10 protein-coding genes are annotated in these 10852 nt (G+C 72.2%); 4 read left to right on the forward strand and 6 right to left on the reverse strand.

Translation table 11 applies throughout. From position 1 onward, the window contains the following. Positions 1 to 55: 55 nt before the first annotated feature. The 5 genes from ACF088_RS35990 to ACF088_RS36010 form a co-directional block, all read right to left on the reverse strand. Positions 56 to 859 carry a polysaccharide deacetylase family protein gene (locus ACF088_RS35990; RefSeq protein WP_392380121.1) on the reverse strand — a complete coding sequence of 268 codons (804 nt, stop codon included), beginning with the start codon at positions 857 to 859 and terminating at the stop codon, positions 56 to 58. Continuing rightward, positions 856 to 2016, reverse strand: a complete 1161-nt coding sequence (locus tag ACF088_RS35995) for a glycosyltransferase family 2 protein (RefSeq protein WP_392380122.1) — start codon at positions 2014 to 2016, stop codon at positions 856 to 858. The genes ACF088_RS35990 and ACF088_RS35995 overlap by 4 nt, the downstream gene beginning before the upstream one ends. Then, positions 2013 to 2828 carry a glycosyltransferase family 2 protein gene (locus ACF088_RS36000; protein WP_392380123.1) on the reverse strand — a complete coding sequence of 272 codons (816 nt, stop codon included), beginning with the start codon at positions 2826 to 2828 and terminating at the stop codon, positions 2013 to 2015. The genes ACF088_RS35995 and ACF088_RS36000 overlap by 4 nt, the downstream gene beginning before the upstream one ends. 474 nt (positions 2829 to 3302) lie before the next feature. Further along, the gene (locus ACF088_RS36005) at positions 3303 to 4397 is read right to left on the reverse strand and encodes a GNAT family N-acetyltransferase (RefSeq protein WP_392380124.1); all 1095 of its coding nucleotides are present in this window, start codon (positions 4395 to 4397) and stop codon (positions 3303 to 3305) included. A gap of 1 nt (position 4398) precedes the next feature. Beyond that, positions 4399 to 4824 (reverse strand): hypothetical protein, encoded by a 426-nt coding sequence (locus ACF088_RS36010; RefSeq protein ID WP_392380125.1) that lies wholly within the window; start codon positions 4822 to 4824, stop codon positions 4399 to 4401. Positions 4825 to 5046: 222 nt separating this feature from the next. Here ACF088_RS36010 and ACF088_RS36015 point away from each other — a divergent pair, with 222 nt between their 5' ends. The 3 genes from ACF088_RS36015 to ACF088_RS36025 all read left to right on the forward strand — a co-directional run bounded on the left by ACF088_RS36015 (position 5047) and on the right by ACF088_RS36025 (position 7368). Beyond that, on the forward strand, positions 5047 to 5757 hold the full coding sequence (locus ACF088_RS36015; RefSeq protein WP_392380126.1) for a YoaK family protein: 711 nt from the start codon (positions 5047 to 5049) through the stop codon (positions 5755 to 5757). A gap of 269 nt (positions 5758 to 6026) precedes the next feature. Beyond that, a complete protein-coding gene (locus ACF088_RS36020; RefSeq protein WP_392380127.1) occupies positions 6027 to 6833 on the forward strand; it encodes an SGNH/GDSL hydrolase family protein in 807 nt (268 codons plus the stop codon). A gap of 271 nt (positions 6834 to 7104) precedes the next feature. Beyond that, positions 7105 to 7368: a hypothetical protein gene (locus ACF088_RS36025; protein ID WP_392380128.1), complete on the forward strand. Its 264-nt coding sequence runs from the start codon at positions 7105 to 7107 to the stop codon at positions 7366 to 7368. A gap of 308 nt (positions 7369 to 7676) precedes the next feature. Here the strand turns inward: ACF088_RS36025 and ACF088_RS36030 are convergent, their stop codons facing one another. Then, on the reverse strand, positions 7677 to 8936 hold the full coding sequence (locus tag ACF088_RS36030) for a type ISP restriction/modification enzyme (RefSeq protein WP_392380129.1): 1260 nt from the start codon (positions 8934 to 8936) through the stop codon (positions 7677 to 7679). Positions 8937 to 9155: 219 nt separating this feature from the next. On the opposite strand from ACF088_RS36030, the gene ACF088_RS36035 reads away from it, so the two are divergent. Then, entirely contained in the window at positions 9156 to 10547 is a 1392-nt protein-coding gene (locus ACF088_RS36035) for an MFS transporter (RefSeq protein ID WP_392380131.1), read from the forward strand. Positions 10548 to 10852: the final 305 nt, after the last annotated feature.

The raw sequence follows: 10852 nt of genomic DNA on the forward strand, positions 1-10852 counted from the left end.
CCGTTGCCCTTTCCGTTGCCGCGGGTTCCTTTGCCGCGGGCGAGCCGCGGTGCGCTCAGCCGCCCGGTGTACACAGCCGGACCGCCTGCCGCGCTCTGCGGACCACCGCGTACCCCTTGGTGAGCACCCGGTCCCGGGCGAAGGCGCGGACCAGCCCGCGGCCCTCGATGATCCGGGCGAACTCCTCGGTGTCCGTACGGCGCCGCACCGTCAGCCGGGCCAGGGCGTAGGGCCCTTGGCGGCGGGCCGCGAGGGCATTGCCCACCGCGAGCGCCTGCGAGAACCCCAGACCGCGCACCGTCCGCCGTACCCGCCGGCTGGAGTGACCGTAGGGATAGGCGAAGGATTCCGGCGGTGTGCCGGTCTGCTCGGTGATGATCTCCTTGCACCGCAGCACCTCGTGCCGCAGCCGCGCGTCACCGAGGCCGTCCAGCTGCGGATGGCTGTGGCTGTGCCCGCCGATCTCCACACCCGCTGCTGCCAGCTTCCGTACCTGGTCCCAGTCGAGCATGGTGTCCAGGGCGCCACCGGTGTCGTACGGGCCGGGCAGCCAGCCGGTCGAGACGAAGAGGGTGGCCGGGAAACCGTGCCGGGCAAGAGCGGGCAGCGCATGCCGGTACACGCCTTCGTAGCCGTCGTCGAAGGTGATCAGCACCGGCTTGGCCGGCAGCCGTCCGCCGCCCCGCCAGGCCGCCGCGAGCGCGGCGGTGGTCAGCGGGGTGAAGCCGGCGTCGGCCAGCACCGCGAGCTGCGCGGCGAAGGCATCGGGCGGCACGGACAGCTCCCGCACGGCGGGTGCCGGAGCCGCGGTCACCGCGTGGTACATCAATATCGGCACCACAGGAGGCCGTTCGCTCATATCGCCGCCCCCTCGCGCTCCGGTACCGCCTCCGCGGCCGCACTTTCCGCCGGCCGGCCGACCCGCTCTCTCCCCCAAGGCTTTCCGCGTGCCCGTGCCCGTGCCCGTGCCCGTGCCCGTGCCCGTGCCCGTGCCCGTGCCCGTGCCCGTGCCCGTGCCCGTGCCCGTGCCCGTGCGGTGCCCCACGCATAGCCGGCCGCGGCGGCGGTCACGCCTGCCACGATCGCGCCCGCCCGCCCGGCGCCGCCGGGCCGTCGCAGCAGCGCGTCGCGCACCCCGCGCAGCACCCCCACGGGCAGCACCCGGGTCGTATAGCGCCGCTCGGCCGACAGCCCGTCCCGTGCGCCGACGCTGCGGGTCACCAGCGCCTTGGACAGGCCCTCGGCATACGCCCGGCTGCGGAAGTAGCCGAACCGCTCCCGGGCGGCGGGAACCCGGTGGTGGATGACCGACCGGTCGTCGATCAGCAGCACGGCGCCCGGCAGCGAGCGGCTGATCCGGATGCACAGCTCGGTCTCCTCGCAGCCCAGGGGGCGCCGGCCGGCATCCCGGCCGATGCCGACGGCGAACCCGCCGACGAGATCGAACGCCACCCTGCGGAAGGACGCATTGCCGCCCAGGACATTGCGCACCCGCACCGTGCCCGGCGGCAGACCGCGGTACGTACAGCCCACCACCCAGTCGAACTCCTCGGGGAACCACGCCGGGCGGCGGCCGGACGCCCAGACCGGCTCGGTGCGCCCGCCGACCGCCATCACCGCCGGGTCCGCGTAGGCCGCGGCGAAGTGGCGCAGCCAGTCCCGCTCGGCCACCGCATCGTCGTCCAGAAAGGCGATGATCTCGCCGTCGGCCGCGGCAATACCGGTGTTACGCCCCGCGGACAGCCCTCGGGGTCCCGAATTGGCCATGATCCGCACGGGAGTTGCGGGAGCACGGGAACTCGATGCGCCCGCGTGAGCGCCCCTGAACTGCTCCCTGAGCCGGGCCAGCAGCGCGGGGTGATGGTCCACCACCACGAGCAGCTCATGGGCGGGACAGGACTGGCCGTCCACCGACGCCACCGCGGCGAGGATGTCGTCCCACCGGTCCTCGGTGTGGACGCAGATGACGACGGAGATCCGTGCTGCCGGGCCGGCCGTCGGTCTCGCCGCGCTCACCGGACGTTCCCGGTGATCAGCGCGGGCCGGGCCGCCCGGTTCCTTCTGGAGCCCCGCTCGCGCAGGATCACTCGCAGCACCCGCAGCCCGTCCCGCACCGCCCGCAGATTGCTGACGCCGTGGATGCGGTTGTACTCGTGGCTGGGGATCTCCTGCACTCGCAGCCCGGCCTTGACCACCCGGATGTTCATCAGGGTCTCGACCTCGAACCCGGCGCAGTCCAGGGCTATTTCGTCCAGGCAGTGCCGCCAGAAGGCGTTGTAGCCGTAGCAGAGATCGGTGTAGCGGGCGCCGAACTTGGTGTTGACCACGGCGGTCAGGACGCGGTTGCCGAGCTTGCGGACGGGCGTCATGTCGTCCGTGCCGCCGCCGTTGGCGAACCGCGAGCCCTTGGCGAAGTCGGCCCCGGATACCAGCGCCGAGACATAGCTGACGATCTCGCCGCCGTCGGCCGACCCATCCGCGTCGATCATCACGATGATCTCGCCGGTGCAGGCCGCGAAACCGCTGATCAGCGCGTCGCCCTTGCCCTTGCCGCGCTGCGGTACGACCGTGACGTCCGGCCACAGGTCACGGGCGACCCGGACCGTGTCATCGGTGGAATTCCCGTCGACCAGGATCACTTCATGGATCCAGTCCGGCAGGGTCTTGAAGACATACGGGAGATTTTCCGCTTCATTCATCGCCGGGATGACGACACTGACCGGCGGAGCAATGGCCAGATGCGAGGAAACGGGACGGTAGACGGCCTGGTCCGGCAGCAGCGTCAGCGGCGGTTCTTCCGCATCGGCCGGGCGAAGGAACGAGCTCATCGGGTTTCTTGCCCTCTCGTCCGGTGGACCGCCCACCCCCGGGCGGTCCGTGTGGTTATCCGGGTCGAAAGGGGGGTTCACACCCCGGTCGCACGGCAGGGTTCACCGTGCGGACAAGGCGAGCAGGCACGCGTGATTCCGGCTGCGCGGCTCGTGCTCCGGCCCTCGGCAAGCTGTGATCGGCAAGCGAAGACCGTGCGCACGGGACCCCCCCACCGCGCACCGCACCGGTCGCTTCATCGTGTCGTGCGGGCTCTCCCCAGAGCCGTCTTGCGATGATCGTCCGTTGCGGGTGGATGTGCGTCGGTATTGATGTCAGGGACTGTAGGGCACGACCTTCCGCGTCAAATACCCTTTGCGGCAACTGGCCGGTGCACTCGGGGGCACGCCCGTATTGATGCACCGGCGCACGCCCCGTTGCGCCCTCTCGAACTCCGCAAAACCCCGGCACGGACCGCCGCTGCCGGTTATGCGTCACCGCCCCGACCGGATCCGGCCCACCCGCTTGAGCAGGCGGTCGGCGGGCGCAAACAGCTCCGGCCTGGCCAGCACCGCATTGCGCAGCGCACGGACCGGCGCGCGCCGCGCCCGATGCCCCAGCGCCACCGGATGCCGCCGCATCACCCACCCCTCGGACACCATGAGTTCACGGGTCTTGAGGGCGTCCTTGTAATCCTTCGCACCGCGCCCCAGGTCGAGGTACCCGAGGTCTTCCGCGGCCGCCGCCTGCGCCATCCGCAGATGCAGCACCAGTCCGGGGGAGAACTTCGCGAACTGAGGGTCGTAGGCCGGGAACCAGCAGGCGAGTACGGACTCCGAACGCAGCCCGAAGTGCGCCGCGACCGGCCGCTCGCCCGCGTACAGCACCGACAGCAGCCCCGCGAAGGAAGCGCTGCGGGTGTGGAACAGGTGCTGCACGAGCCGGACGATCCAGGGGTGCGCAAAGCGGTCGCTGCGCCCCGTTCTGCGGTACTGCGCGGACTTCCACTCCATGAGCGTCCGCAGCGCCGCCGGGTCGCGCTCGTCGTGGACATAGCGCAGCGGCCCGATGTCCCGGCCGAGCTTGCGTTCCTTGGCGAGGGTGGTCCGGGTGAACTTCGGCGACCGGGCCCGCAGCCCCGTCAGATAGGCCTCGAAGCCCTGGCCCACATCGATGACGGGTGAGGCATGGGCGCTGAACGAGGCCGCCGCGAAAGGGTGCTGGCCGGCCACCAGGTGATCGAACTCCAGCACCGACAGCCCGCAGGCCCGCAGCAGCTCCTGGGCGTCCCACCGGAACCCGGGCCGGTGCACCAGTCCTTGGGCATCGGAGACGCCCAGGCCGACCGCCCGCCCGATCCCGAGCGCCGAGCGCTGGAAGGGCAGAAATGCGGCCGGCCCGCCGTGCTGGTGGAGCACCGCGATCCGAACTCCGCTCCGGCAGCGGCCGACGGCCAGCGCGAACTCGGGGGAGAGGAAGGGGTTCGCCAACTGCGGCGCCGCCAGGGACCGTGCCTGGGACTGCAGGGCGGTCCAGGCACTCCGGTCGGCCCCGGTCAGTTCGCCGGGGCGGTACAGCGCCACGTCCATCTCAACCCGCCCGGCTTCCGGGGGCCCGGCCTGCTCGCCGTCGCACCGCGCCGGCCAGCAGCAGGGCGCCGCTGAGCGCCGCCACCGCGAGCACACCGCCGCGCAGTGACCACAGATGCAGCGCGAGCATGGTCTGTGCCACCAGCAGATCGACGGCCAGCGCCCCGGCGCCGGCGGCGACCGCGCGGCCGAGCGGATCCATCCGGCCGAGCGCCACGGCGAGCGCGGCGGCGGGTGCCATCAGAAGGAAGAAGAGGGTGAACGGCGCGCGGAGGGGGGAGTCGATATCGGCGAGCGCGAGGACGGCTCCCATGATGCCGATGCCGACCGCCACCCCCGCGACCAGCGAGGCGGTGGCGCCCGCCGGCCGCTCCTCGGGTGGTGGCAGGTCGTGCGAGCCGTGACGAGCGATGGTCTTGGTGTGCATTGGCAGCTTTGCCCCCCATAAGCGCCGGATGTCGGGCCTCAATGTCGCGCAACGCTCGGAGCACCGTCAAGACATGACGAAGGCCGGAAACCTACGCAACCGTGCGGGGGTGTAGGCGCCGGGCCGCCCTCGGACGGCGCAATGGCGGCAGCGCGGGCCGGCCGTCCGGAGACTGGGGGGATGTGCCGCGAGGTGCGGTGACCGCCGGAAGGAGCCGTGCCCGTGGAGCCGCCGAGCGGAATCGCCCTGACGGTGATCATGGTGTGTCTGACCGTGGCCACCGGGGTGCTCGACGCCGTGAGCTTTCTGGCGCTCGGTCAGGTCTTCACCGCCACCCAGACCGGCAATCTGCTCTTCCTCGGGTTCGGTATCGCCGGCCAGGGCGGGCTGCCGGTCCTGGCGACGGTGGTGTCGCTCGGTGCGTTCGTCCTCGGCGCGGCGCTCGGGGCCCGGATGGAGTCGGCGCTGGCCGTCCGGCAACGCCATTGGTTCCCGGTCGCGCTGGCCACGGAGGCGACGCTGCTGGCCGGGGCCGCGGCGGCCGCCTGGGAGTCGGGACCGGCCCGGGGCCTGTCGCCGGGCCGGCGCCTGGTGGTCGTCGGGCTGATGGCGGTGGCGATGGGCATGCGCAATGTCACCGCCATACGGGCCGCCGCCCCCGACTTCACGACGACGGTGGAGACCCGGGCGATGACGGCCCTGGTCAGCGGGTCACCGCTGGGGCGCGACAAACGCCTGGGGTACGGCAGCCACGCCGCGGGCCGCCGGCTGGTCTCGGTCTCCGCGATGTTCGCCGGGGGCCTTCTCGGCGCCGTACTGCTCGGTCTGGGGACCCGTCCGGATCTGGTGATCCTGCTGGTGGCCGTCGTCATCGCGGCCACCGCCTGCCTCGTTCCCGGCCTCGCCCGCCGCCTGCGCCCCACCGGGGAATGACCGGTCCGCCGCACGCCGGCCCGGAGAGGGAGGAACGCCTGTGCCTCCGGAGGGACCGGCGCGGTCGCCGTCGTCGGCCGTGGTGGTGGCGGTCGGGGCTTCATCGCCCTCGCCCGGGCCACGGAGGCAGGGCGGTGACGGGGCGGCGAACATCCCCTTGTACCGGGATATTTGCCATGAACTTCCGACGACTTTTGGCATGGACACTTCCGGCTACCCGCGAGTTTTGCTACGACGAATGTGGCAGAGATCCTGCTAAGGGAGGTTCCATGAGACTGTCCCGATTTGCGGCCTTGACATCCGCCTTCTTCGTCACCACGGCGCTCGCGCTCACCGGCGCGAGCGCCGCCGTGTCGGCTCAACTCCCCACCGCCACGGGCTATGTGGCCCTCGGTGACTCCTACTCCTCCGGTGTGGGAGCCGGCAGCTACGACAGTGCCAGCGGCTCCTGCAAGCGCAGCACCAAGGCCTACCCGGCCCTGTGGGCCGCCGCGCACTCCCCCTCCTCCTTCCACTTCACCGCCTGTTCCGGCGCCCGAACGGGTGACGTTCTCAGCGGTCAGCTCGCCCCGCTCAACAGCTCCACCGGCCTGGTCAGCATCACCATCGGCGGCAACGACGCAGGTTTCGCCGACACCATGACGACCTGTGCGCTCCAGGGCGAGAGCGCCTGTCTGGCCCGGGTGGCACAGGCCAGGACCTACATCGCCACCACCCTGCCCGGTCAGCTCGACGGGGTGTACGGCGCCATTGCGCAGAAGGCCCCGGCCGCGCACGTGGTGGTCGTGGGCTATCCCCACTTCTACAAGCTCCGCGGGGGCTGTATCGCGGGCCTCTCCGAGAGGTCCCGTGCCGCGATCAACGCAGCCGCCGACGACATCAACGGCGTCACCGCCAAGCGGGCCGCCGACCACGGCTTCACCTTCGCCGATGTCAACGTCACCTTTTCCGGCCATGAGCTGTGCTCCGGCAGCGCCTGGCTGCACAGCGTGACCTTCCCCGTCCTGGAGTCCTACCACCCCACCGCCGCCGGGCAGTCCGGCGGCTATCTGCCGGTGTTCGCCTCCGCTGCGTAGTCATCCGCCCGCCGGGTGCCGGGGAGAGGCAGTGAGATCCCGGTCTCTCCCCGTGCCTCCTGGCGCCCCGTCAGGCGCCCCGTCCGGGCCCCGTGGCAGCCCGATGACGCTCAACTCGCCCTGGTCCATGCGGTGTACGTGACATTCCGTATGGTGTTTGTCAACGCCAAGGCGAGGCAGGTGAATCCGTTGACCGGTCTGCACGCGTGTCCGCCAAGAGAGATAGGGTTACCCTGCCCGGGCCGGGTGCCCTCGTAGGGTGGGGAGAGTCATGGAACAGATAACAGTGCGTAGCAGGGCGCGAGTCCCTGCCATCAATTGCGGGAGCAGTGCGTCCAGTGCGCGTCTCGACCGCCATTTCGCGGTGCTGGGTGGTCCCGCCATCCCGCAGCGCGAGGTGGAGGGCGCGACCTCGCTGATGCAGGAGCTCACCGCGCGTGATCGCTCGCGTACGAGGAACAGCCGCGGCGCCAGGGTGTCGCTCTTCGCGCCGCTGCGCAGGCTGCGGCGCTCGCTGTTCGGGGGTCACGGCTGATCCGCTTCTGAAGCGGCATCTCGGGCGATCACACCGTCCCGGCGTGGCACTGCGGTCCGATCGCTCGTCAGGCCCAGGGCGCCGGCAGCTCGTCGGTGTGCTCGCCGGGGCGGGACTCCTTGCCCCGGAGATGCCGTGAGGTACCCGCTCCACCGCCCCGGCCCCGTCCCCCACCCGGCCGGTGCAGCACTCCCCACCACCCGTTGCCCGGCAACGGGTGGTTTTGTGTGTGCCCTCCGGCCCCTCCGGGAGACCCGGGGCGGATCGGCGGCCCCCCGGGGAAACACCGATCCGCGGCCCCCTCGGGTTCACAGCAGCGCGAACTGCCCTTCCGGGCCTTCCTCGTGGTGGTCGAGCACCGAGGCCGGGCGGTGTGCGGAGACCGGCGCCGGGAGGATGCCGGCGGCCCGTAGTTCGGCGGCCGTCAGCTGCGGACCGTCCTCCGTGTGGCCCTGCAACTCCTCGCACCGCGGCTGGAGTTCGGACAACAGCGCCAGTACGGTGATCAGCTCCAGCAGCTCCGAGGTCCACTCCTGCGGCCAGTCGGCGGGGCGCAGTGCCGCCAGCGAACCGGCCTCCGGCACGTCCGTGCCCGCCGCGGCCGTGCCGGTGCGCTCGGCCAGCCATGCTTCCAGGACACGTACGCCGCCCGCGTGGAAGTCCCAGGCGCCCGGCGGCACCGGTGAGATCCGGCCGCCGCCGAGCAGCAGCGCCTCCTGTGCCGGGTCGTAGGCGACGTCCTGCGGCAGCCCGCGGGCGGGGAGCGCGGAGCGTACGTAAGGGCGCCGGCCGCCCGGCATCCGGGGCCGCTCGCCGCTGCGCCCGCCGTTCGCCCCGGCTGCGTAGGCGCCCCGGGTGGTGAGCCAGAGCAGCCGCCCGCCGAGCGCGACGCCGCGGTCCCAGAGTGCGGGGTCGGCGGTGAGCGGCACCGTGCAGCCGTCGGGGGAGTGGTGGGCGCTCGCGGCGAGCCAGGCCAGCAGGTCCGCCGGCGGCGCCGGGCGGTCCAGGCGCCGGCCGAGCAGGGCGAGCAGGCCCGGGGCGAGATTGGGCTCGCGCCCGCCGGGCCGCCGGTAGAACGGACGGATCCGGCCGGGGCGGCCGGCCGGCGAACGCCCGTCGGGCAGCAGCGCGGAGCACACCACCGCGGGGCCGGGCACCTGCGGCACCTGCCCCCACTCGACCACGAACAGCTGCCGTTCGTCCGCCACCCGCCACAGCTCCGGCCGCGCGCCGTCGATCAGCCGGTGATCGGGCAGCAGCCACTGCTGGTCGAACGGACCGTGTGCCACCCGTACCGGCTCGGGGCACGGGCCGCCCGCACGGTACAGCCGCTCGGTTGCCGTGGCCTGGCCCGGCAGCTGGCCGACGGCGGAGTGCAGGGTCCGGGCCCGGGACGGCCGGAACAGCCGTTCGCGGGCCGCCGTGTCCTCGGCGTCCACCAGCGCCGCCCAGCGGGCCCGCAGCGTGGCCGGATCCGGCGCCAGCACCCAGGAGCGGCCGAGCCGCAGCGGCGCCACGGACCACGGCATGAGATCGGACAGCCGTGGCGCGTCCTGCTTCGCCGTCACGCGGAGCCCCTCCCGGACCGTTCGGTTGACCCCGGCATGGTATCCACCGGTCCCGCGGCGGTACCGAATCCGCAGGCCACCACCACCGTCCGGGGCGGCCGGGCAGGCGGTCTTCCGCTTGCTGATCTTGGAGGAGTACGGTCCTCGCCGTACGCCCGACCACGCGGTGCGGACCTGGCTCCGTCCTGCGCGCCGGGACCTGCTCAGGGGAGGACCGCCATGACGGACACCACCTCTCCCACGCCTGAACGGCGCGGGGGGACCCCCACCGGCATTCGGGCCGCCGCACGGCTGGACCGGCTGCCGCCGTCCCGGTGGCACCGCCGGATCACCCTCGTCGTCGGCATCGGAGCCTTCTTCGAGCTCTACGAGATCTTCCTCGGCGGGGTGCTGGCCGCGGCCCTCGCCGAACAGTGGCACCTCGGGCACACCGCGAAGTCCTGGGTGATCGCCGCAGGGTTCCTCGGCATGTTCGTCGGCGCGAATGTGCTCTCGGTGCTCGCCGACCGCTTCGGGCGGCGCCGGATGTTCATGATCAACCTGGCGGCGTACTCCTTCTTCTCGCTGCTGTGCGCCTTCGCCCCGGACCTGTCCTGGCTCCTCGTGCTGCGCTTTCTGTCCGGTCTCGGACTGGGCGCCGAACTCGTGCTGGTCGACACCTACCTCGCGGAGTTCCTGCCCCGGGCGGTACGCGGCCGCTATATCGCCCATGCGTACACCGTCGGGTTCCTCGGCGTTCCGGTAGCCGCGCTGCTCGGTGCCCGGCTGGTGGCCGCCCATCAGCCGCTGGGCGTCGAGGGCTGGCGCTGGCTGCTGGCCGCCGGTGCGCTGGGCGCCGGGTTCATCCAGTTGATGCGCCGCCAACTCCCGGAATCACCCCGGTGGTTGGTGGTGCAGGGGCGTGGCGAGGAAGCCGAACGGATCGTGGCCGGGCTGGAGGAGCGGGTGGCCCGGGAGAGCGGCGGCAGTCTGCCGTCGGTACCGGAGGCGGAGACCGTACCGGAGCGGAAGGTGCCGTTGGCCGAGATGTTCCGGGGCGACCAGCGGCGGCGCACCGTCATGTGGTGGATCTTCCAGGTGCTGCAGACCGTCGGCTACTACGGCTTCGGGTCGCTGGCGCCGGTGGTGCTCACCGCGAAGGGCCACAGCGTCACCGAGTCGCTGTTGTACGCGGCGCTGAGCTTCTGTGGCTATCCGGTCGGCTCCGCGCTGTCCGTCCCGCTCATCGACCGGATCGAGCGCCGGACACTGATCATCGTCTCGGCGCTCGGCATCGCCGGCTGCGGTCTGGCCTTCGGCTTCGCCGCCACCACCTGGGCCATCGTCACCTTCGGCTTCCTGCTGACGGTGTGCAGCAATGTTTTCTCCAACGCCTTCCACGTCTACCAGACCGAGATCTTCCCGACCGCCCTGCGCAGCAGCGCGATCGGCATCGCCTACTCGCTGTCCCGGCTCACCTCGGTCGCGCTGCCGTTCGTCGCGCTGAGCGTGCTGAACGACCTTGGACCGGCCGCGGTGTTCACGGGCTCGGCGGGGCTGATGCTGCTGCTGTGCCTGGATGTGGCGCTGCTGGGGCCGCGGAGTACTGGGCGGAGCCTGGAGAGGATTTGAGCCCCACGTTTTTGGTTTCCCACGTTTTCGGCTTTCGCGCCGTTTCGCCTGGCGGCGGGCGTTGCCGCTGCGCTTTGCCTCTGGCCCACGTTTTTGGCTTTCCCGCCGTTTCGCCTGCGCCTGCGCCTGGCGGCGGGCGGTGCCGCTGCGCGGGGCGGGGTCCGCTGCGCGGGGCTGTCGGGGTGCGGTGACGGGCCTCCGCGGGTGGGGTGCCGGACTGCTTCGCTTTACGTCCGGCACCCCACCCGCTCCGGCCCGTCCCCTCCCGTTGGGGGTGGTGGAAAGGCTGGTGGGGGTGGGCGTGG

It is taken from the genome of Streptomyces sp. NPDC015125 (assembly GCF_043080045.1).
Lineage (GTDB): Bacteria > Actinomycetota > Actinomycetes > Streptomycetales > Streptomycetaceae > Streptomyces.